At 68.3% G+C, this 21,065-nt stretch carries 19 protein-coding genes; 9 read left to right on the top strand and 10 right to left on the bottom strand.

Features of this window, described 5'->3' with window-relative positions; all coding sequences use genetic code 11:
* Nucleotides 1-6 precede the first annotated feature (6 nt).
* From ACFVHY_RS19005 to ACFVHY_RS18990, 4 genes are all read right to left on the bottom strand, one after another.
* Nucleotides 7-708 (bottom strand): FABP family protein, encoded by a 702-nt coding sequence (locus ACFVHY_RS19005; protein ID WP_390274636.1) that lies wholly within the window; start codon nt 706-708, stop codon nt 7-9.
* A 340-nt stretch (nt 709-1,048) separates the two neighbouring features.
* A complete protein-coding gene (locus ACFVHY_RS19000) occupies nt 1,049-1,354 on the bottom strand; it encodes a DUF1416 domain-containing protein (protein WP_010840619.1) in 306 nt (101 codons plus the stop codon).
* Between the two features lie 5 nt (nt 1,355-1,359).
* On the bottom strand, nt 1,360-2,199 hold the full coding sequence (locus ACFVHY_RS18995; RefSeq protein WP_390274633.1) for a sulfurtransferase: 840 nt from the start codon (nt 2,197-2,199) through the stop codon (nt 1,360-1,362).
* 388 nt (nt 2,200-2,587) lie between these two features.
* The gene (locus ACFVHY_RS18990; protein ID WP_390274631.1) at nt 2,588-3,445 is read right to left on the bottom strand and encodes a DUF2993 domain-containing protein; all 858 of its coding nucleotides are present in this window, start codon (nt 3,443-3,445) and stop codon (nt 2,588-2,590) included.
* Nucleotides 3,446-3,656: 211 nt separating this feature from the next.
* On the opposite strand from ACFVHY_RS18990, the gene ACFVHY_RS18985 reads away from it, so the two are divergent.
* The 6 genes from ACFVHY_RS18985 to pstB all read left to right on the top strand — a co-directional run bounded on the left by ACFVHY_RS18985 (nt 3,657) and on the right by pstB (nt 9,892).
* Nucleotides 3,657-4,463, top strand: a complete 807-nt coding sequence (locus ACFVHY_RS18985; RefSeq protein ID WP_390274628.1) for a winged helix-turn-helix domain-containing protein — start codon at nt 3,657-3,659, stop codon at nt 4,461-4,463.
* Entirely contained in the window at nt 4,444-5,373 is a 930-nt protein-coding gene (mshD, locus tag ACFVHY_RS18980) for a mycothiol synthase (RefSeq protein ID WP_390274626.1), read from the top strand. The genes ACFVHY_RS18985 and mshD overlap by 20 nt, the downstream gene beginning before the upstream one ends.
* A gap of 544 nt (nt 5,374-5,917) precedes the next feature.
* Complete coding sequence (gene pstS, locus ACFVHY_RS18975) at nt 5,918-6,997, top strand: phosphate ABC transporter substrate-binding protein PstS (protein ID WP_211540040.1); 1,080 nt, start codon at nt 5,918-5,920, stop codon at nt 6,995-6,997.
* A gap of 142 nt (nt 6,998-7,139) precedes the next feature.
* Entirely contained in the window at nt 7,140-8,168 is a 1,029-nt protein-coding gene (pstC, locus tag ACFVHY_RS18970; protein ID WP_137810317.1) for a phosphate ABC transporter permease subunit PstC, read from the top strand.
* A 2-nt stretch (nt 8,169-8,170) separates the two neighbouring features.
* Nucleotides 8,171-9,070, top strand: a complete 900-nt coding sequence (gene pstA, locus ACFVHY_RS18965) for a phosphate ABC transporter permease PstA (RefSeq protein WP_390274623.1) — start codon at nt 8,171-8,173, stop codon at nt 9,068-9,070.
* 45 nt (nt 9,071-9,115) lie between these two features.
* On the top strand, nt 9,116-9,892 hold the full coding sequence (gene pstB / locus ACFVHY_RS18960) for a phosphate ABC transporter ATP-binding protein PstB (RefSeq protein ID WP_004022008.1): 777 nt from the start codon (nt 9,116-9,118) through the stop codon (nt 9,890-9,892).
* An 80-nt stretch (nt 9,893-9,972) separates the two neighbouring features.
* Here the strand turns inward: pstB and ACFVHY_RS18955 are convergent, their stop codons facing one another.
* The 6 genes from ACFVHY_RS18955 to ACFVHY_RS18930 all read right to left on the bottom strand — a co-directional run bounded on the left by ACFVHY_RS18955 (nt 9,973) and on the right by ACFVHY_RS18930 (nt 16,541).
* Nucleotides 9,973-10,122, bottom strand: coding sequence for a hypothetical protein (locus ACFVHY_RS18955; RefSeq protein WP_165629676.1), 150 nt, complete (start codon nt 10,120-10,122; stop codon nt 9,973-9,975).
* Between the two features lie 165 nt (nt 10,123-10,287).
* A complete protein-coding gene (phoU, locus tag ACFVHY_RS18950; protein WP_390274621.1) occupies nt 10,288-10,950 on the bottom strand; it encodes a phosphate signaling complex protein PhoU in 663 nt (220 codons plus the stop codon).
* Nucleotides 10,951-11,057: 107 nt separating this feature from the next.
* Nucleotides 11,058-13,313 carry an LCP family protein gene (locus ACFVHY_RS18945; RefSeq protein ID WP_390274619.1) on the bottom strand — a complete coding sequence of 752 codons (2,256 nt, stop codon included), beginning with the start codon at nt 13,311-13,313 and terminating at the stop codon, nt 11,058-11,060.
* Between the two features lie 176 nt (nt 13,314-13,489).
* Nucleotides 13,490-14,653 (bottom strand): tRNA dihydrouridine synthase DusB, encoded by a 1,164-nt coding sequence (gene dusB / locus ACFVHY_RS18940; protein ID WP_390274802.1) that lies wholly within the window; start codon nt 14,651-14,653, stop codon nt 13,490-13,492.
* A complete protein-coding gene (locus ACFVHY_RS18935; protein WP_058253529.1) occupies nt 14,650-15,642 on the bottom strand; it encodes an acyl-ACP desaturase in 993 nt (330 codons plus the stop codon). The genes dusB and ACFVHY_RS18935 overlap by 4 nt, the downstream gene beginning before the upstream one ends.
* A gap of 347 nt (nt 15,643-15,989) precedes the next feature.
* On the bottom strand, nt 15,990-16,541 hold the full coding sequence (locus ACFVHY_RS18930; protein WP_390274616.1) for a nuclear transport factor 2 family protein: 552 nt from the start codon (nt 16,539-16,541) through the stop codon (nt 15,990-15,992).
* 105 nt (nt 16,542-16,646) lie between these two features.
* On the opposite strand from ACFVHY_RS18930, the gene ACFVHY_RS18925 reads away from it, so the two are divergent.
* The 3 genes from ACFVHY_RS18925 to ACFVHY_RS18915 all read left to right on the top strand — a co-directional run bounded on the left by ACFVHY_RS18925 (nt 16,647) and on the right by ACFVHY_RS18915 (nt 20,896).
* Nucleotides 16,647-18,539 (top strand): protein kinase, encoded by a 1,893-nt coding sequence (locus ACFVHY_RS18925; protein ID WP_390274615.1) that lies wholly within the window; start codon nt 16,647-16,649, stop codon nt 18,537-18,539.
* Nucleotides 18,539-19,363: a fibronectin type III domain-containing protein gene (locus ACFVHY_RS18920; RefSeq protein WP_390274613.1), complete on the top strand. Its 825-nt coding sequence runs from the start codon at nt 18,539-18,541 to the stop codon at nt 19,361-19,363. Before ACFVHY_RS18925 ends, ACFVHY_RS18920 begins: the two co-directional genes overlap by 1 nt.
* A gap of 132 nt (nt 19,364-19,495) precedes the next feature.
* Entirely contained in the window at nt 19,496-20,896 is a 1,401-nt protein-coding gene (locus ACFVHY_RS18915) for a wax ester/triacylglycerol synthase family O-acyltransferase (RefSeq protein ID WP_068970116.1), read from the top strand.
* Nucleotides 20,897-21,065 lie beyond the last annotated feature (169 nt).

The raw sequence follows: 21,065 nt of genomic DNA, 5'->3' as shown, positions 1-21,065 counted from the left end.
GGTGGATCAGCCGACGTGGCGGCGCAGCTTGGCGGAGAGCCGTGGGGTGAGGTCCCCGTCGGCGTCGACGCGCTCCTCGACGTAGGCGAGGTCGCCGTCGGCGACGAGCCCGTACAGGCGTTTGGCGCCGCCGGTGCGTTGACCGGACTCGGCCTTGATGACGACGTCGGTGGCGAGTTCCCAGGTGGTCTGGTTCAGGGGAGCGCCGTAGAAGAGTTCGATCGAGCCCTCGGCGTGAGCGAGGAGCAACTCGATGGTGTCGTCCTCACCGATCCGCCAGAACCCGGACTCGCGGAGGTCGGGCCGCTGATAGGCCGCGTCGTCGTCGATCACCCATGAGCGGGACTCCCAGGTGAGGAAGTTCTGGCCATCGTGGGACACGACGATCTGCTGGGCGAAGTGATAGTCGGTGTCCGTCCCGGGATCGTGGCCTTCGCCCTCGCCGCGCCATACGCCGACGAGCGGGAGGAGTGCGAGGAGGCCCGGGTGGAGGTCGGCGCCGAGGCGGAGGTTGGCGGTGTCGGCAGGGAGCGGCAGGTCGTCCCATGTGGGGACGTTGCGCTCACGGCTGCCGGACTCCAGAGCCCGTGCCTCGGCCTGACTGATCGCCTCGTCGCCCGACCGGCGGGCTTCGGCGGCGAACCCGTCACCGGATGACTCCGCGCCGGCGGGACCGTCCGCGGCCGGATCTCCGGGTGAGGACGTCACGACTCGTCGGTCACCAGACGGTACAGGGTGTAGACACCGAACCAGGTGATCAGCACGGCGGCCAGGATCAGCAGGATTTCGAAGAAGAGGACCACGAGGGAAATTCTAACCCCGGCGTGGTCAGGGCGCCGTCGAGGGGTGGACCCTTCGTGACGGTCGCAGGCTCCCTCCTCAGGGGGCGGTGACGGTCGCAGGCTCCCTCCTCAGGGGGCGGTGACGGTCGTAGGCTCCCTCCTCAGGGGGCGGTGACGGTCGCAGGCTCCCTCCTCGGGGGGCGGTGAGAACGAGACAGCCCGGTCACCGCGGGTGCGGTGACCGGGCTGCCGGGTCGAGCGTGGCGTCACTTCGAGACGGTGATGTCCTTCTCGTGGATGCCGGGGCCCTCGGGGCTGATCGTCACGTCGCCGTTGCCCACCGCGGACAGGGCGCGCAGCGTCCAGGTGCCGGGGGCGGCGAAGAAACGGAAGTCGCCGGTGGGCGATGCCACGACCTCGGCGGTGAACTCACCGGTCGAGTCGAGCAGACGCACGAAGGCGCCGGCGACGGGCGAACCCGAGCCGTCGGTGACCTGTCCGGTCAGGACGGTCTCCTTCTCCACATCGACGCCTGCGGGCAGCTTCTGTCCCTGCTTGGGTGCAGCACACATATCTCTTACTTTCCTTCTCCGAGTTCGATCGGGACGCCGATCAGCGAGCCGTACTCGGTCCAGCTGCCGTCGTAGTTCTTGACGTTCTGCTGGCCGAGCAGTTCCTTCAGCACGAACCAGGTGTGGCTCGACCGCTCGCCGATGCGGCAGTACGCGATGGTGTCCTTCGAGCCGTCGAGTCCGGCCTCGCCGTAGAGCTCCTCGAGTTCCTCGTCGGACTTGAAGGTGCCGTCCTCGTTGGCGGCCTTGCTCCACGGCACGTTGATCGCGCTCGGGATGTGACCGGGACGCTGGCTCTGCTCCTGCGGGAGGTGGGCCGGCGCGAGGATCTTGCCGGAGAACTCGTCCGGGCTACGCACGTCGACGAGGTTCTTGGTGCCGATGGCGTCGACGACCTCATCGCGGAACGCGCGGATGCTGACATCCGGCTCGCCGGCCTTGTAGGTCGTGGCGGGGCGGCTGACGGCGTCGCTGGACAGCGGGCGCCCGTCGAGTTCCCACTTCTTGCGGCCGCCGTCGAGGAGCTTGACGTCGTTGTGGCCGTACAGCTTGAAGTACCAGTAGGCGTACGCAGCGAACCAGTTGTTGTTGCCGCCGTAGAGGATCACGGTGTCGTCGTTCGCGATCCCTCGCTCGGAGAGCAGCTTGCCGAACTGTTCGGCATCGAGGAAGTCGCGGCGGACCGGATCCTGCAGGTCGGTCTTCCAGTCGAGCTTGACGGCGCCGGCGATGTGCCCGCCGTCGTAGGCCGAGGTGTCCTCGTCGACCTCGACGAAGACGGTCTTGTCGGCATTGAGGTTCTGCTCAGCCCATTCGGTGCTGACCAGGACGTCGGAACGTGCCATGGCGGTGTCCTTTCGGAGTGGATCGGTGATGGTCGTCGAACGGATGGAGATGGTGGAGACGATGAGGCGCGAGAAGGATGTCCGCGTCTCGGTGAGATGAGCACGGGGTGACGGCGCATGGGAACGAGGTCGCAGACCTCGGTGGAGACGCCCCCGTTCTCATCGACGGTGTGGGCGGACCGGCTGCTCGCGCAGCACGGGTGGTCACACCGTCAACGGCGAGTGCGACAACAGCAGTCGGCGACACGACAGAAGTCGATCGCCCGGCGTCGTGTGAGCAAGTACTCACGGCGCTGCTGCATGCCCACGAGGGTACAACAGAGCCGATCGGGCCCCCAACGGCCGGGGTGCTTTGCCGCCGAGGCTGGGAGAACACGGTCTGAACTGCTCAGAAGCGGTCGAGACGCACCGATGCCGGACCGGAGTCGCCGACCAGTTGGACGTCCCCGCCGAAACTCTCCGCGCGATCGGGTTCGACATCCCAGGCCATCGGCAGGCGCGGGAGCGTCAGGCTGAACCGATCGAGCACCGCGGCGTGGAATTCCGCCGGGACCTCGGGGTCGACGTGGCGTTCGGGGCCGGTGTAGAAGCCGGTGGCTCGGATGTCCAGTGCGCCGTCGACGACCGAGAGGTCGACGGACACACTCACGCGCACCTTGGGGCCGTCGTAGGACGACGCCGACGGCGGGTCGGCGGGATCGAGCCCGTCGCCCGGCGGCAGTGCGACCGTGCCGGTGAGCACGACGCCGCTCTCGCGACTGACGATGCCGTCCTGGGGCCCGCCTGCGCCCGCCGTGTCGTCCGGTCCCGGGGTGCTGACGGTCAGGTCGACGATGCGCAGATACCGGGCCAGGGTGACGGCATCGAGGCGGGTGTACGCCGAGATCGAGCCGGTGTGGAGAACATCACTCGCCGAGAATCCGCTGCCGTCGGCCACGTCGAACGGGCCGAGAGAAGCACCCAGCTCACCGCGGCAGACGCCGCGGGCGGGCGGACATCCGGGTAGTTCGACGCCGCGGGCGGCGATCGTGGCCCCGTCGAAGTGACCGGCGGACGACTGCGAGGTGAACGGGAAACCCGCGATGGTGACCTCGGGATCGAATGTCACGCGAGGGGATTGGGCGAGGGCGCGGGAGAACTGATGCTCCCCGCGAACGGCGGCCCCGACGTCGGCGCCGAGCGCTACTCCCGCGGCGGCCAGGGCGGCGACCACACCGATGACAAGCACTTTCCGGATGCGCGGCATGCTCGGCCGATCACCCTCCCCGTCGTGGTCATCCGGCGGTCGTGGTCGCCTTGTTAACAGGTGAGCGCGCCGGTGGCGCTATTCTGTCACCTATCTCGCACACGTTGGTAAGGCGGCGTAAACAATCGCCGAGCCACGCGCGGGTGGCGTTCACGTCGTGGTGAGCGATCTGGATGGTCCGGGACGGGGACGAACGAGATCGGAGTGCTGGGTGGATCTCTTGTTGTTGACGGCCGACCCGAATCCGGAGTCGGTCTTGCCGTCGTTGTCGCTGCTCGCGCACACGGTGCGGACCGCTCCGACCGAGGTGTCGTCACTCATGGAGGCGGGGAACGCCGATGTGGCGCTGGTCGATGCCCGCGCCGACCTGGCGGCGGCCCGCGGGCTGTGCCGCCTGTTGGGCAGCACCGGCTCCTCGGTGCCGGTCGCGGCGGTGCTGACCGAGGGCGGGCTGGTCGCGGTCAACGCGGACTGGGGCATCGACGAATTCCTGCTGCCGGGTACCGGTCCGGCCGAACTCGACGCCCGGTTGCGCCTGCTCGTGGTCCGTACCCGCGGGGTTGCCGCGGAGGAGTCCTCGGGCAAGGTCACGCTGGGGGAACTCGTCATCGACGAGGGGACCTACACCGCACGCCTGCGCGGACGTCCGCTCGACCTGACCTACAAGGAGTTCGAGCTCCTGAAGTACCTGGCGCAGAACGCGGGTCGCGTGTTCACGCGCGCCCAGCTGCTCCAGGAGGTGTGGGGGTACGACTTCTTCGGCGGCACCCGCACCGTCGACGTCCACGTCCGTCGACTCCGCGCCAAACTCGGCAGCGAGCACGAGTCGCTGATCGGAACCGTCCGCAACGTCGGATACAAGGCAGTCCGTCCGACGCGTGGCCGGGCGCCCGCGGCCGACGCCGACCTGTCCGAGGACGCATCCGGCCCCGATGCGGTCGACACCGATGACTACGACGACGCGCTCGACGGTCCCGATCCGTTCGACGAGGAGTTCAGTGCCAGTGCCGGGAACTGAGGACCCGCAGGTGCGTCGAGGCGCACTGCCCGACGACGTCGCTGACTTCGCTCACCGGCTGGTGCGCGAGGCGAACGACGCCGATGGTGTCGCCCCGCTCTCGGAGGGGGCGGTCGCCGCGATCGACGCCCCCGAGGGTTCGCCGATCGTGCACGTCTGGTCGAAGGCGGGGTACGCCGTCATCGTCCCCGGTCGCGACGGCGAGCCGGCGATGATCGAGGCGGTTGTCGACCCGGCGCACCGACGGGAGGGACATGGCCGAGCGCTGCTCGATGCGGCGTTCGCGGCGGCGTCCGCGCCCGAAACGGGGTCCGGGGTCCGGGTGTGGGCACACGGTGACCTGCCTGGCGCGGTGGCGCTCGCCGCGGCGATGGGCCTGACGAAACGTCGCGAACTACTGCAACTGCGTCGGCCGGTCGGCCCCGGCGACGAACTCCCCGAACTCGTCGTCGACCCGACGGTCGATCTCCGGTCCTATGCCGGACCGGCCGATGACGCCGAGATCCTGCGTGTGAACAACGCGGCCTTCGACTGGCATCCCGAGCAGGGCGGCTGGTCGCCGGAGCAGATCCGTGAACGGGTCGCCGCCGACTGGTTCGATCCGGCGGGTTTGTTCCTCGCCTTCGACCGTGCCGGCGACGGATCGGGCGGGGGAGATGGCAAGCTCCTCGGGTTCCACTGGACGAAGCGGCACGACGCGGACCTCGGCGAGGTCTACATCGTCGGCGTCGATCCTGCGGCGCAGGGTCGCGGACTGGGGCGGTTGTTGACGCTCGCCGGCCTGCATCATCTCGCGCGCGAGGGCGTCTCGGAGATCAACCTCTACGTGGAGGGCGACAACGTCGCCGCGCTGCACACCTACGAGCGCCTCGGGTTCACCCGATACGCCGTCGACGTCGCCTACGGCTGAGGCTGCCCGAGTACGGCGCCGATGGCGTCGACGACGTCGCCGATGTGGGGCCCGCGAACCACGGACAGGTGATTTCACTCGAGACGGAGGACGTCGACGTCCCCGGTCACGATGTGCCGGCGCCACACCGACGTCCGGATCGAAGACCCGGCGTCCCGGTGGGGCGGGGCAGGAGCCCGACCCGAATGTGTGGACCGATTCGTGCGGGCGGACGATCCGTTCGGCGGCGACCGCGCGGGACGACAGGTCCAGGGGGTCGATGACCAGCGGCGCCCGGTTGTGTTCGTGCAACTGGTCGGTCCCGCGCTTCGGTTACGCCGGAGCCAGAATTCCAGCAAGGCTTGCCTGAGTCTCGAATCTCGGGTTACGCAGATCACGTACGATCACGCCTGGGCAGGTCGCACCCCGTCTGCCTTGGCCAGTTCACCTGTCGTTCACCTTTTGGAGGGGATCAGTCCACCACGCCCCCATAGCTTTCCACTCGGACACTCCGGAGCCGACGCCAGTCGGTGCGGGGAACGCGAACGGAAAGGCAACACCAGCGGTGAAAATCAATCGGAACGGCGCCCTGGCGTCGGTGTCGGCGATCGCGGCACTGACACTCGTCACGGCGTGCGGCGGTGGGGGAAGCGAACAGACTGTCAGCGGCGAGGGCTCGACCGCGCAGCAGAAGGCCATGGAGCACTTCAGCCAGGTCCTCACCGACAACAGCGACATCGTGCTCGACTACACCGGTAGCGGCTCGGGCGACGGCATCAAGAAGTTCATCGCGGGCGACGTCGACTTCGCCGGCTCGGACTCGGCCCTCAAGGACGACGAGGTCACCGACGCCACCGCACGTTGCAACGGCAACGCCCCCTGGCACCTCCCGCTGGTCGTCGGGCCCGTCGCGGTCGCCTACAACCTCGACGGTGTCGAGGACCTCAAGCTCAACCCCAGCGTCATCGCGCAGATCTTCAACGGCAAGATCACCACGTGGAACGATCCCAAGATCGCCGCGCTGAACCCCGGTGTGTCGCTGCCCACCACCGACATCGTCCCGGTCTACCGCTCGGACAGCTCGGGTACCACCGACAACTTCCAGCGCTTCCTGGAGAACGCGGCTCCGGCTGACTGGCCGTATGAGCACAGCAAGGAATTCGCGCCCAAGGGTGTCGGCTCCGGTGCCTCGAAGTCGACCGGCGTCGGCGACACCGTCAGCAAGACCCCCGGTTCGATCACCTATGTCGAGTGGGGCTTCGCCACCGAGAACGACCTCGGTGTCGCCCAGGTCGACTTCGGTGCCGGCCCGGTCACGCTGAACGCGGAGAGCGCGGGCAACGCCCTCGAGTCGCTCGCGTTCGCCGATCCGGCCAGCAAGGACCTCGTCGTCGACACCGACGCCCTGTTCGCCTCGAAGGCTCCGGGCGCCTACCCGCTGCTGCTCACCCCGTACTCGATCGTCTGCTCGGCGGGCTACGAGGACGAGGCCACCAGCCAGACGCTGAAGGACGCGTTCACCGCGGTCCTGAACGACGGCCAGGCCGGCCTCGAGGAGATCGGCTACGTGCCGGTGCCCGACGCCTTCAAGACCAAGCTGCAGGGGACCATCGACTCGCTGTCCGGTGGGTCCGGAAACGCCTGATCAATCCCCTCTGATCACGTGCGCGGGGCCGCCTCGGTTGCGGCCCCGCGCGTGTGGTTGACACACTGACACGACATTTCGCGTGTCCACGAGACGGCGGGAAGTGGCCCCAATGACCAGAGCCGAATCACAAGAAGGACGCATGACCTCGCTGAGCAAAGAGGGTGGCGCGATTCCGCCGGACACCGGCGAATTCCAGGCCCCCGGGTCATCGCCCGACCAACCCGGATCCTCGCTCCACGCGGCCGCGCATCACCGCGTCGCCGATCGGGTGTTCCGCACCCTGGCCGTCGGCTCGGGATTCGTGGTCTCGATCGTCATCGCGCTGATCGCACTCTTCCTTCTCGCACAGGCGATTCCGTCGCTGGCGCAGAACGAGGAGAACTTCTTCACCTACACCGGGCAGTGGATCACCAGCGGAGATCAGCTCGCCTTCGGTATCCCCCAGCTGTTCTACGCGACGGTCGTGGTGTCGGTCATCGCGTTGCTGATCGCCATGCCGGTGGCGCTGGGTATCTCGATCTTCCTCACCGAGTACGCGCCGAAGCGGTTCGTCGGCCCGATCACCTACACCGTCGACCTCCTCGCCGCGGTGCCGTCCATCGTCTACGGCCTCTGGGGCATCCTCGTGCTCGGCCCGGCGCTGGTGCCGGTGAACGAGTGGCTGGTCGGCAATCTCGGCTTCCTGCCGTTCTTCCAGGAGCCCACCCAGATCGCGAACATGAGCACCGGCGGCACGCTGCTGACCGCGGGCATCGTTCTCGCGGTCATGATCCTGCCGATCATCACCGCGGTCACGCGCGAGGTCTTCATGCAGACCCCCAAGGGTCATCGTGAGGCCGCGCTCGCCCTGGGCGCCACCAAGTTCGAGGTCGTCAAGGTCGCAGTGCTGCCCTTCGGGTTCTCCGGCTACATCTCCGGTTCGATGCTCGGTCTGGGTCGCGCGCTCGGCGAGACGATGGCGCTGCTGCTCATCATCTCGACCGCCGGTCCCATGAACTTCAACCTCATGGAGAGCGGCGAGACCTTCGCGACCAAGATCGCCAACAACGCGGCCGAATTCGACTCGCCCGCCAAGACCGGCGCCTACATCTCGGCCGGCCTGACCCTGTTCGTCCTGACCTTCATCGTCAACGCCGCCGCCCGCGCGGTCGTCGCCGGAAAGAAGTGACCATGTCTGTGACCACGACTACTTCCGCGGCCGATCCGGTCAAGAAGCCCTCCGGCTTCACCCCGATGTCCGGGCGTCGGCGTTTCACCGACGGCACCGTCCGCGTCGCCGTCATGGGCGCCCTGCTGCTGGCGCTGGTTCCCCTGCTCTGGTTGGTCTTCACGCTGGTGTCGCGGGGTATCGAGACGATCCTCGACATCGATTGGTGGACCCAGTCCGAGCGTTACGGCGGTGCCGCCAACGCGATCGTCGGCACCCTGATGCAGACCGCGCTCGCCGCCGTCATCTCGATCCCGCTGGGCATCTTCGTCGCCATCTACCTGGTGGAGTACGCGACCAAGAAATCGCTCCTGGCCCGCGTCACCACCTTCATGGTCGACATCCTCTCCGGTGTCCCGTCGATTGTCGCCGCGCTGTTCGTCTACGCGGTGTGGCGGACCACGCTCGGCCTTCCCAGGTCGGGCTTCGTGGTGGCCATCGCGCTGGTGCTGCTGATGGTCCCTCTGGTGGTGCGTGCCACCGAGGAGATGCTGAAGATCGTCCCGCAGGACCTGCGGGAGGCGTCGTATGCCCTGGGTATCCCGAAGTGGAAGACGATCGTGAAGATCGTCCTGCCGACGGCGCTGTCGGGCATCGTCACCGGCGTCATGCTGGCCATCGCCCGGGTCATGGGCGAGTCGGCACCGGTGCTCATCCTCGTCGGTGCCACCCGGGCGATGAACTGGAATCCCTTCGAGGGCAATCAGCAGTCGCTGCCGCTCATGATGGTGCAGCAGTACAACAACGGGCCGGGCGCCTTCGACCAGGTGTGGGGAGCAGCGATGACGCTGGTGATCCTCGTGGCCATCGTCTACTTCGGCGCCAAGGTGGTGTCGAAGTTCTTCGCCCCCAAGACTTCCTGACCTCCCACCCTTCTCGGGTCATCATTTCCAGAACGGACCAATGACATGGCAAAGCGCCTCGACATCAAAGACCTGAACATCTATTACGGCGACTTCCACGCGGTCAAGGACGTCACCCTCGAGGTTCCGCCGCGCTGCATCACCGCGTTCATCGGCCCCTCGGGCTGCGGCAAGTCGACCGTGCTCCGGACCCTCAACCGGATGCACGAGGTCACCCCGGGTGCCTACGCCAAGGGCAGCGTGCTGCTCGACGGCGAGGACATCTACGGCAAGACCGTGGACCCGGTGAGCGTGCGCGCGACCATCGGCATGGTGTTCCAGCGGCCGAACCCGTTCCCGACGATGTCGATCCGCGACAACGTCGTCGCCGGCCTGCGTCTGCAGGGTGTGCGGAACCGATCACAGCTCGACGACGTCGCCGAGAAGAGCCTGCGCGGCGCCAACCTCTGGGAAGAGGTCAAGGATCGCCTGGACAAGCCGGGCGGCGGACTGTCGGGTGGTCAGCAGCAGCGTCTGTGCATCGCCCGCGCCATCGCGGTCTCTCCCGATGTCCTGCTCATGGACGAGCCGTGTTCGGCGCTCGACCCGATCTCGACGCTGGCCATCGAAGACCTGATGGGTGAACTCAAGAAGGAGTACACCATCGTCATCGTGACCCACAACATGCAGCAGGCCGCCCGCGTCAGCGACCAGACCGCGTTCTTCAATCTCGAGGCGGTCGGCCAGCCGGGACAGCTCGTCGAGATCAACGACACCGAGACGATGTTCTCGAACCCGACGAAGAAGGAGACCGAGGACTACATCTCGGGCCGCTTCGGCTGAGGTTCCGCAGGACACGAACAGGCCCGCTCACCCGTCCGGGGGAGCGGGCCTCGTCGTGCCTGGGTCGTCGTGTCGGGGTGTCACATGTTGAGCAGCAGGATCACCAGCAGGGCGACCAGCGAAGCGGTCACACCCAGGTACGCCAGGATCTTGCGGCGGTGGGCGGCAGCCTCTGCGTCCTCGTCGGTCACCGCATTGAAGTCGGGCTCGGTCGGATAGTGCTGGGCCATGTCGCCACCCTAACGACGACCTCGGCGCGTGTGAAATCTCCCCGACCTCGTTGGGGCTCAGATATTCACGGACATGAAAAAAGGCCGAGATTCAGTGTCGGAAACTGAATTCTCGGCCTTTTTCGGTGTGGTCCTCGCTCGATGATCAGCACCGAGCGAGAGAAATCACCCTACGCTCTGGAACTGCTCCGGGGTCTTGCCCGTCGCGGTGAACACCACGCGGCGTCCGATGAGTACGGCGTGGTCGGCGAACCGTTCGTAGTAGCGGCCGAGCAGGGTCACGTCCACCGCGGCGGCGACGCCGTGCTTCCAGTCGCGGTCCATCAGGACGGTGAACAGGTGGCGGTGGAGGTCGTCCATGGCGTCGTCGTCTTCCTGGAGACGAAGGGCGGCCTGCGGGTCGCTGGTCACGAGGACCTCATGTGCGTTCTTGGCCAGGGTGACGGCCAGGCGGCCCATCTCGGCGAAGTAGCCGTTGACCTCCTCCGGCAGTGCCTTGGCGGGATGCCGCCGGCGGGCGACCTTGGCGACGTGCAGCGCCAGTGCACCCATCCGATCGGCGTCGGCGACGATCTGGAATCCACTCACGACTCCACGCAGGTCACCGGCGACCGGGGCCTGCAGGGCGAGGAGCGCGAAGGACTGTTCCTCCGCGCGAGCCGTCAGCCGGCTCATCCGGTCGGTGTCCCCGATGACCTCTTCGGCGATGGCGAGATCGGCCTGCAGCAGTGCCTGCGTGGCGCGCGCCATCGCGGTGCCGGCGAGCTCGCACATCTCACCCAATACCGAGGTCAGCGCCTCGAGTTGCTCTTGGTAGGCGGTACGCATGGTCCCAGGATACGTGCGCGATCACTCCAGGCCGACTCCGACCGATGAACGTCCAGTGAACGTCGGGTGCAGATCCATCCACCTGCGAGTGCACCGACGCCCTGCGATCAAGTACAGGTGGTGTCGCCCGCGTTCGTGATGGCCAGGTCGTTGGGCAGATTGCCGGTGTTCTCCGCAGGTGCGAGCTGGTTCGCCGTCAGGGTCGCCCCGGAGGCCGGTACCGACTCCAGAGAGCCGCTGAAATCCGCACCGACGATGAGCTCGACACCCGACTTGACCGTGCGGTCGAGTTGGATGCTCGCGTTCGGGAACATCTCGGCCAGCGTTGCGGCGGCGTCGCGCTGTCCCGGCCCGTAGCGCACGACGGTGTCGTCCCGGTTCTCCGAGGCATCGGCGACACCCCGCACGTCGAAACCGTACGGCGTGAGCTGCTCGGACACCTCGGTGGCGAGGCCCGTCTGGCCCGTGCCGTTGAGAACCCGGACGCCGACATTACCGGGGTTCTGGGCGGTCGCGGTCACGGGTCCGGGAGCACTGGCGTTCGAGTCGGTGCTCGGTGCGCCGGGACTCGTCGGCGCCTTCGACGACGACGGCGGCTTCTTGCGCGCCTGCTCGCCGGGGAGTGGCAGGTCGTCGATGATGGCGTCGAAGATCGCGTCGATGTCGTTGGTGCGCGGGATCTCGTTGTTGGCGCCGTCGGTGGAGGTGCCCGACGTCGGGATCGTCAGGAACGAGACGCGGCCGGCCTCGATGCCCTGCATCGACTCGGCCAGGTTGATGAGCGACTGGGTGTCGACGCCGTCGACGTAGCTGTATTCGATGAACGTGTTGACGATCCCGTTGAGTTTGTTGGGGTTCGACAGCACATTGCCCGACAGACTCGACCGCAACAGTGACGACATGAAGAGCTGCTGGCGTTTGATCCGCCCGTAGTCGCCGTTGCCCTCCGTGCTGATGTTGCGGGCGCGCACGTAGTTCAGCGCGCGCCGGCCGGTCAGCTTCTGCTTGCCCGGCTTACGCAGGATCTGGCCGATCTCGTAGTCGTAGAGCGGCACCGTCGAGCAGACCTCGACGCCGCCGATCGCGCGGACCACCTTCTCGAAGCCGACGAAATCCATCCCGATGAAGTGGTTGATGTTCAAACCGCTCATCGCGGTGATCACGCGCACGAGACACTGCGGGCCGCCCGCGGCGTAGACGCCATTGAGTTTCACGTCGTAAGCGGGTTGCATCTCGGCGCCGTAGGCGCCGGTCGTGTTGTCCCAGGCGCGGCAGGCCGGCTGGTCGACCTGCAGGTCTCGCGGGAACGACACCGCGACGACGCGACTGCGGTTGGCCGGGATGTTCACCAGGATGACGGTGTCCGAACGGGCGCCCTCGGCGTCGGCGGTGGTGCCGGCGCCGACCCTGGAGTTCTGGCCGCCGCGGGTGTCGGTACCGACGATGAGGTAGGTCTCGTCGCCGTACTGGGCGTCCTTGTTCCGGATGTTCTGGTCGTCGGGGTCGACAGCGGTGACGTTGCGCCAGTTGCCGTTCCACGACTGCAGGTAGCCCCAGACGAAGCCGGTGCCCACCAGTGCGAGCACGCACGAGATGGCGACCAGGATGCGTCCGGTCGCGGCGGTCTTTCGCAGCATCGCGCCCTGCCGGTCCTCGTCGCGTCCGGGATGGCGTCGAGGCGCCGAACGCAGGGCGAGGGGTTCGGTGAGGTCGGGTGTGCGTTCCAGCGGGGGCTGTGGGGCCGGCGGTCCGGCGGGGCCGCCGGCGACCGGCTCCTGGGCGCGGGATTCCTCGATCACCCGCTGCTCGGTGGCGCGATCGGACAGGTCGGGCGCGGCGTCGCCGACGGTGGGGATCTTCTGGGTGACCTCGTTGTCGAAACGATGGGCGGTCGTCGGGCGGTCGTCGGGCGCCGGCTGCGGGGCGGCGGGGACCCGCCCGCCCGGGGCCGACGGTGGCGTGGCATTCCCACCGAACGGCGGTGCGGTGCGGCGGGACCGCCCGCGGGTCGACGACGGGGGCTCGGACGTTCGCGACTCCGGGCGCGGCGGAGTCGCGCGGCGGGTGCCGGACCGGCCGGCGCCGGCGGGGGGCTCCGACGGCGACGACTCCTCCGCGTTCATCTGCTCCATGAGCTGGCGGACCGTCAGGCGAGTGCGTCCCCGGACGAAGCGATCTGCCGAGCGTGGCTCGCGGAGGCTGGGGTGCGCCGGGGCAGTGGAGCCCGGGTCGGTGGGGCCGGGTGCGTCCGGACCGGGGACGGGCTCGAAGTCGTCGCGGGAGCGTCCGGCGCGTCGACCACGACGAGAGCGATCGGCGTCGCCCACCTCGGGGTCGTCCGGGCCCGGTGTCCTACGACTCAATGCACGTTCCTCATGCCCCGTGGTCGTGTCGCGGAGTCACCGCGGATCGGGGCTCGACCAGCGCGGTGCGCACAGAATGGAGGCCCCGGCGGCCGGGACCTCCGCGCAATAGTACTGATCCCACCTGAGAAAGCGTCTCAGCCAGGCACCGGTTGTGACGGTTTTCGCAATCCGGTTCAACCGCCGGAGTGCATGATCTCGGCGCCTGCGGGGATCACGTCCTCGTCGGGGTCGTCGAGCCAGCCGTCCGGCAGCGCGACCTTCGCCGGCGAACCCTGCCGACCGCGCGGGCCGTGACCGTCGGAGGGGAACGGCGCGTCGGCCGGCAGCTCGGCGAGCAGTTCACGTAGTTCGTCGACGCTGCCGACGAGCGCCATCCGCCGCCGGATCTCCGAGCCGGCCGGGAAGCCGCGAAGGTACCAGGCGACGTGCTTGCGGATCTCGCGGCAACCCTTCATCTCGCCGTGGTGATCGACGAGGAGCTGGCAGTGCCGGACCATGATGTCGGCGACCTCGCCCAGGTTCGGCGGTGCGGGAGCGTCGAAACCGCCGAGTTCGGCGGCGAGTTCGGCGAACAGCCAGGGCCGGCCGAGGCAACCGCGACCGACGACGACGCCGTCGCAGCCGGTCCGGCGCATCATCGCGACCGCATCGGCGGGTTCGAAGATGTCGCCGTTGCCGAGCACCGGGACGGTGGTGACGTGCTCCTTGAGGCGGGCGATCTCGTCCCAGTCGGCCTCACCGGAGTATCGCTGCGATGCGGTGCGTGCGTGGAGGGCGACGGCCGCGGCACCTTCTTCGGCGGCGATCCGGCCGGCGTCGAGATGGGTGCGGTGATCGTCGTCGATGCCGATGCGGAACTTCACCGTCACCGGGATGTCGGTGCCCTCCGTGGCTCGGACGGCCGCCGCGACGATCTTGCGGAACAGCGTGCGCTTGTAGGGGATCGCCGACCCCCCGCCCTTGCGGGTCACCTTGGGGACCGGGCAGCCGAAGTTCATGTCGATGTGGTCGGCGAGATTCTCGTCGACGATCATCTTCGCGGCTTGGTACGTGTACTCCGGGTCGACGGTGTAGAGCTGCATCGACCGCGGGTTCTCGTCGGGTCCGAAGGTCGTCATGTGCATCGTGACCGGGTGCCGTTCCACGAGCGCGCGGGCCGTGACCATCTCGCAGACGTACAGCCCGGAGACGGTACCGGTACGGGCGAGCTCGAGCTCGCGGCACAGCGTCCGGAACGCGACGTTGGTGACACCGGCCATCGGGGCCAGCACGACCGGGCTGGCCAGTTCGATGGACCCGATGCGCAGCGCCGGGTGCGGAGCGAGGGTGGTGCTCAGGATGCCTGCTGCTCCCGCTTCTTGGCCTCGCGGGCGAGCGAACGGTCGCGCATCTCCTCGAAGCGGATGGTGTCCTTCTCGAGCTGTTCGAGGAAGGCGGCGAGCTCCTCGCGGGTCTTCTCGCCCTCGCTGCTGAAGTCGTCGCGTTCGAAGACGTTCCACTTGCGCAGGACCGGCATGACGACCTCTTCGAGGTGCTGGCGCAGGTCGTAGATGCCGTGCTTGGCCATGAGTACGCCGTGGCGACGGAAGTTGGGCATGCCGGCGCCGGGCATCTGGAAGTTGGTCACGATGTCGGTGACGGCGCGCAGCGTCTGGTCGGGGGAGATGTCGAAGCCCGCACCGCAGATGTTGCGGTAGAAGATCATGTGCAGGTTCTCGTCGGCCGCGATGCGCTGCAGCATCTTGTCGGCGATCGGGTCGTTGCACGCCTTGCCGGTGTTGCGGTGGCTGACGCGGGTAGCGAGTTCCTGGAAGGTCACGTACGCGACCGAATGCAGCAGACCGAGCTCGTCGGCGTGCTCCTCGAGCTCGTCCACGCGTCCGGCGGCGGCCAGCATCGGGTCGTAACCATTGGTCATGTGGATCATTCGCGCCTCTTCGAGGGCGACGGGATCGACACCGCGGGTGACCACGAGGTAGTCGCGCATGACGATGCCGTGGCGGTTCTCCTCGGCGGTCCAGCGACCGACCCAGTGGCCCCAGGCGGAGTCCATCGAGAAGTTGTCGGCGATGACACGGTGGTACGACGGCAGGTTGTCCTCGGTGAGGAGGTTCGTGATCATCGCGGCCTTGGCGACCTCGTCGAGCTGCGACTGCTCGGGGTCGTAGTCGACGCCGCCCAGCGCGGCGAAGTTGCGGCCCTCGTCCCATGGCACGTAGTCGTGCGGGTTCCAGTCCTTGGCGATCTTGAGGTGGCGGTTGACGTTGTCCTCGGCAACCGGGGCCAGCTCCTTGAGTAGCTCGAGTTGCGTCAGGTCGCGTGCCATGTAGATGTCCTCCGAACGGTGTCCGCGTGTGTCGTCATTGCGTGTCGTCGTCGTGCGTCGTGTGTATCGATCCACGTGCGTGGCCGGCGGCCACGACCGTGGTTCACGACGTCATCGTGGGGAGGTGCGCACCCCGCCCACCGAACCGTGGTGTGTCGGGCCGGGTCCCCCGCGCCGCCCCGTCGCCACTGGTCAAAGTTCTAGCGTACGGCACGCACACCGGTGTCCCAAGTCCGTCGCCTGGGTGTCGTTCTCGCCCGCGCGCCGCGTTACGCGTCCGGCCGGTGGTGTCGGTCACGTCGGTACGGGCGACGCGGGAACCGGTGTTCGCGCAGGTCGGCGGGCCCTCAACCGGAACGTGGACGCGAGGCGAACATCGCGCCCGTCGTCTCCATCCACGCCGTGGCCGGTTCGTCGATGGTGCCCAGTTCGCGTGCCTTCTCACACCAGCGCATCGCCGCGCGCCCGAACTCCATCGGGTTGTAGACGTCCTCCTCGCGACTCCACCGGCCGTCGCCGGCGTAGGTGAGGATGGTGATGTTGGTGGCGGTGATGTGCGTCGAGTCGCCCGGATCGCGCATCGGGTTGTCGACTTCGCAGATGACCCGGCCGGTCGGCGCGTCGACCACATGCCACAGCGAGGGGAACCCGGTCATGTGACTGCCGGGGAACGACGTCATCGTCCGCCAGATCCAGGTCCGGATCTCCTCGCGGCCGCGCATGGTGCCCAGGGCGTGCTCGATGTAGTCGGCGTCTTCGGTGAACAGTTCGGCAAAGCGATCCCAGTCCCGGCTCACGGCGATCTCGGCGACCGTGCGCTGGAACTGCGCGAAGGCCTCGTCGAGCTCTGCCGGGGTGAATTCGGCGGTCGTGGGGGTCGGGGTCTCGGTGGTTTCCATCGCCGCCGATCGTAGAGTCCGCACCGGTGTGGTCCACCGCGTTTCGCGACAATCGGTACCATTCGTCCCCAGCACAGCCACCGCACACGGATCGGTGAGGACGTCATGTACCAGGTAGGGGACCTGATCGCGGGGTACCGCGTCCTCGACGTGCTCGGTCGCGGCGGCATGGGCGAGGTCTATCAGGCCGCGCACCCCCGGCTGCCGCGCGCCGACGCCCTGAAGGTGCTCCGCTCGGTCCACGCCGCGGACCCGGTCTTCCGCACGCGGTTCGAACGCGAAGCCGACATCGTCGCGCCGCTGCACCATCCCAACATCGTGGCCGTCTACGACCGTGGCGTCTTCGACGAGTTGCTGTGGATCGCGATGGAGTACGTGCCGGGTACCGACGCGGCCCGGATGCTCGCCCGGGAGTCGCCCCTCGACCCCGGTCTCGCGTGCACGATCATCGCCGGGGCGGCGGCGGGCCTGGACGCGGCGCACCGGCGCGGCGTCATGCACCGGGACATCAAACCGGCCAACATCCTCATCACGCCGGGCGCGGACGGCGCCACCGACAGCGCCCCGGAGGCCGTCAAACTCACCGACTTCGGCATCGCCCAGGTCCTCGACGAGGTGACCCACCTGACCGGCACCGGGATCACCATCGGGACCATGCGCTACGCCTCGCCGGAGCAGATCGAGGGGTTGCGCGTCGACGGCCGGAGCGACATCTATTCTCTCGCCGCCACTGCGTACGAACTCCTCACCGGTGCACCGCCGTTCGATTCGCCGTCGCTGCACGGACTGATGACCGCGCACATGCATCACGAACCCCCGTCGGCGAGCGCCCGCAATCGGGCGTTGCCCGCCGGGGTCGACGCCGTGCTCGCGCGGGCGATCGCCAAGGAGCCGGGTCGTCGCCACCCGACGGCGGGGGAGTTCGCCGCCGCGCTCACCGACGTCTTCGATTCCCGCGCAACGCTCATCGGCCCGGCGATCCGGCCCGAGCCCCCGACCGAGCCCCCGGCCGGGACCTCCGCCGGGACGCCACCGGATGGTCCGGAACCGAGCCCGGGGTTCCGGCACGTCGGCGCCGGCCTCGCGGGGAGCGCGGGGTACACGCCACCGCCCGTGCAACCGGGTCCGTCGCAGATGTGGCCACCCGATGACGATGCGACGCAACCCACTCCCGTCCGTCGGCCCCGCCACCTCGCCGCGATCGGCATCGTGGCAGTGCTCGTCGCCGGGATCCTCGGCGCCGGAATCGGTTTCGCGCGCATGTCGGCCACCTCCCTGGACACCCCCGATCCCCCGGACGTGGAGGTCACGACCACCGCAGTCGAACTGACCTGGAACGGGGTGGCCGGGGCCACCGACTACGTGGTCACCCAGAACGAGGACGTGATCTATTCCGGGCCCGCCACCGAGTTCACGGCGCCCCGGCCGGTGCCCGGCACGTACACGTATCAGGTCGCCGCGCATGACGGCGGCCGGGTGTCGGACTTCTCCCGGAACTCCGAACAGGTCGATGTCTTCATGACATGGGGCGAGTTGCAACCCATCGCCGACCTGTATCACGACCTGATCCCGGCCACGCCGTTGAGCACCAACGGCTTCGACGCGATGCGCTGCTGGGGCGAGGACGGCGATCTCGCGTTCTCGTCGAGCAAACGCACCGTGTCGTGTACCCGCGACGCCGACGCCGCGACCGGCGACGACAGCGGGCGGCCGTCGGACCCGGGTGTGGCGGCGTATCAGGTGATCGTCGATACCTACGAGACCCCGGAGGAAGCGGTCTCGGCGGCGAAGGTGACCGCCCACGACCTCCGCGGCGTCGACTACACCACCGCGCAGGGACACACCGGCACCCTGTACCTGTCGGACAAGCAGCGGGATCAGGGGCAGGCGATCCTCACTTTCAACGACGGCGACCATGCCCGGTCGGTGGTGTGGGTGGTCGTCCCGGGTGAGCCCGCCGCCGCAGCCGGCGACGTCCTGAGAAGGCTGCCGATCTGATGACTTCACCGACACCCTCGACATCTCCCACCACGACACGCCGTTTCGAGTCGGGGCCGTGGCTGATCGGGCTGATCGTGCTCGTCGCCGCAGTGGTCGCCGTCGGCGGCTTCGTCGTGGTCCGGTCGGTGACCGCGCCCGACGCGCCGGACACCCCCGGCGGCCTGACCCTGCAGGCGCGACCGGGACGGGTGGTCGCATCCTGGGACCCGGTGTCCGGGGCGTCGGCATACCAGTTGCTCCGCGGCGACGGCTACGTCGTCCACCAGGGTCCCGAGACCTCGGCCGTGGACACGAGTGTGCCTGCCGGAGAACATGATTACCGGGTGATCGCGATCCGCGCGGGTGTGTACTCCGAGCCCGGGCCCGTGCAGCGGGTACGGACCGGTGCGAGCTGGGGGGAGTTCGCGCCGCTGGTGGCGCAGTTCCCCGAGTTGCTCCCGCAGGCCCCCGACACCGCGGCGCAGTGGATGAACACCGAGTGCATCCGCCGATACTCGGGCGGACGGGACGAGGTCGGGCCGTCGGAGACCGGAGCGGGTCAGGTGCGCACCGTCTTCGTCGTCCGATGTGCCGCGGGCTCGGTCGATCGCCCCTTCGGGGTGTTCTGGTTCGCGTCCCGAGATGCGCTGAACGCGGAGTACTCGCGTTCCTCGGAGACGTCGCGGCCGGTGCGATGGCGGCACGGGACGGGGTTGATCGACGAGAACGGACGCGGGGTCTTCAAGATCACCGACGACCCGTCGCGCGAGCTGGCCATGATCGTCGTGCTCGAAACGGATGGACAGGACATTCTGGACATGGTCGACTCGCTGCCGCTCTGAGCACGGATCACCTGCCATCTCGACGCCGTCACGGCTGTGCCGGAACCGGCCCCGAAGGGGTCGTCACGTGCGGCATGATGGCGTGGGGTGCCCACGGGGTCGGGTGCCCGACGTCGAGGGAAGGCGAATCCCATGCAGCGCTTGAGCGGACTGGACGCATCGTTTCTCTACCTCGAGACACGCTCGCAACTGATGCATGTCATCGGTCTGTTCGAGATCGATCCGAGCACAATGCCGGGCGGCTACCGCTTCGACAAACTCCGCGCCGAGATGGAGCGACGCATCGCTGCCATACCCGCGTTCCGGCGGAAACTCGACAACTCGTTGTTCAACATCGACCACCCGGTGTGGATCGAGGACGACGACTTCGACATCGAGCGGCACGTGCACCGGGTCGGCGTGCCGGCCCCCGGCGGCGCCGGCGAGGTCGCCGAACTGTGCGGTCATCTGGCCGGACAGACGCTCGACCGCGGCAAGCCGCTGTGGGAGCTGTGGATCATCGAGGGTCTCGCCGACGGCCGGGTCTGCGCGATGCTGCGCATGCACCACGCCGGGACCGACGGTGTGACGGGCGCCGAGATGCTCGCCCAGATGTGCACGCTCACGCCCGAACCGCCGGATCTCGACGCCGAGAAGGTGGGGGAGTCGGCCGGGCCGTCGTCGCGCGTCGCGATGGCCGCCGGCGGCGCGGTCAACTACTTCGTGCAGCGGCCTCTCGCCATGGCCAAACTGCTGCCCCGCACGCTTGGCGTGCCCGTCGGCTGGTTCCGTCGGGCACAACAGGATTCGGCGATGCCCGCACCGTTCCGTGCCCCACGCACCCGGTTCAACGCGCCCATCACCCCGCACCGCAGCATCGCCGTCACCCAGCTCTCGCTCGACGATGTGAAGCGGGTGAAAGACCACTTCGAGGTGAAGCTCAACGACGTCGTGCTCGCGATGGTCGGCGGGGCGCTGCGCACCTACCTGCTCGGCCACGACGAGCTCCCCGATCGTCCGCTGGTCGGGATGGTCCCGGTCTCGGTGCACGGCGCCGACGAGAAGGACCTCGTCGTCGAGGGCACCAACAAGGTGACCGGCATGTTCACCCTGCTGTCCTCCGACGAGCCCGACCCGGTCGCGCGACTGCGCAAGCAGGCCGAGCTGAGCCGGACCTCGAAGGAGCACCACGCCGAGATCGACGCGAACATCCTGCGGTCCTGGGCGCAGTTCGCTCCCGGTACGACGCTGTCCACCGCGATGAAGATCTACGGTGACCGCAACTGGGCGTCGGCGCATCCGCCGGTGTTCAACGTCCTGGTGTCCAACGTCGCCGGCCCGGATTTCCCGCTCTACTTCCTCGGCGCGCGCGTGACCGGTGTGTACCCGCTGGGCCCGATCATGCATGGCCTGGGACTCAACATCACGGTCTTCTCCGCCGACGGCAACCTCAACATCGGCATCGTCGGCTGTACCGATCAGACCCCGGACCCCTGGGCCATCGCGAACGCCTTCGACGACGAGATCAAGCAGCTCCTGGCCGCCTGCGACTGATCCGCAAGAACCGCATCACCTCTGGTGCCGTTCTGCTCCCTGAGGAACGCTCGGAGCCTGCGGAGGGCGCGACCCCCCTGCTCCCTGAGGAGCGGCCGGAGCTTGCGGAGGGCGCGTCACGAAGGGTCTGTCACGCATCTCGCCAGGACCCTTCGTGACGGCCTCCGCA

This window comes from Gordonia sp. NPDC127522 (genome assembly GCF_042672305.1).
Lineage (GTDB): Bacteria > Actinomycetota > Actinomycetes > Mycobacteriales > Mycobacteriaceae > Gordonia > Gordonia hongkongensis.
The sequence above is the reverse complement of the archived record's forward strand: the minus strand, read 5'-3'. Positions and strand labels throughout refer to the sequence as shown.

What these genes read in the sequence shown, in the direction of transcription:
- ACFVHY_RS19000 (WP_010840619.1), bottom strand. Translation starts at nt 1,354, where the DNA reads ATGTGTGCTGCACCCAAGCAGGGACAGAAGCTGCCCGCAGGCGTCGAT.
- ACFVHY_RS18995 (WP_390274633.1), bottom strand. Translation starts at nt 2,199, where the DNA reads ATGGCACGTTCCGACGTCCTGGTCAGCACCGAATGGGCTGAGCAGAAC.
- ACFVHY_RS18990 (WP_390274631.1), bottom strand. Translation starts at nt 3,445, where the DNA reads ATGCCGCGCATCCGGAAAGTGCTTGTCATCGGTGTGGTCGCCGCCCTG.
- pstC (WP_137810317.1), top strand. Translation starts at nt 7,140, where the DNA reads ATGACCTCGCTGAGCAAAGAGGGTGGCGCGATTCCGCCGGACACCGGC.
- pstA (WP_390274623.1), top strand. Translation starts at nt 8,171, where the DNA reads ATGTCTGTGACCACGACTACTTCCGCGGCCGATCCGGTCAAGAAGCCC.
- pstB (WP_004022008.1), top strand. Translation starts at nt 9,116, where the DNA reads ATGGCAAAGCGCCTCGACATCAAAGACCTGAACATCTATTACGGCGAC.
- ACFVHY_RS18955 (WP_165629676.1), bottom strand. Translation starts at nt 10,122, where the DNA reads ATGGCCCAGCACTATCCGACCGAGCCCGACTTCAATGCGGTGACCGAC.
- phoU (WP_390274621.1), bottom strand. Translation starts at nt 10,950, where the DNA reads ATGCGTACCGCCTACCAAGAGCAACTCGAGGCGCTGACCTCGGTATTG.
- ACFVHY_RS18935 (WP_058253529.1), bottom strand. Translation starts at nt 15,642, where the DNA reads ATGGCACGCGACCTGACGCAACTCGAGCTACTCAAGGAGCTGGCCCCG.
- ACFVHY_RS18930 (WP_390274616.1), bottom strand. Translation starts at nt 16,541, where the DNA reads ATGGAAACCACCGAGACCCCGACCCCCACGACCGCCGAATTCACCCCG.
- ACFVHY_RS18925 (WP_390274615.1), top strand. Translation starts at nt 16,647, where the DNA reads ATGTACCAGGTAGGGGACCTGATCGCGGGGTACCGCGTCCTCGACGTG.
- ACFVHY_RS18920 (WP_390274613.1), top strand. Translation starts at nt 18,539, where the DNA reads ATGACTTCACCGACACCCTCGACATCTCCCACCACGACACGCCGTTTC.
- ACFVHY_RS18915 (WP_068970116.1), top strand. Translation starts at nt 19,496, where the DNA reads ATGCAGCGCTTGAGCGGACTGGACGCATCGTTTCTCTACCTCGAGACA.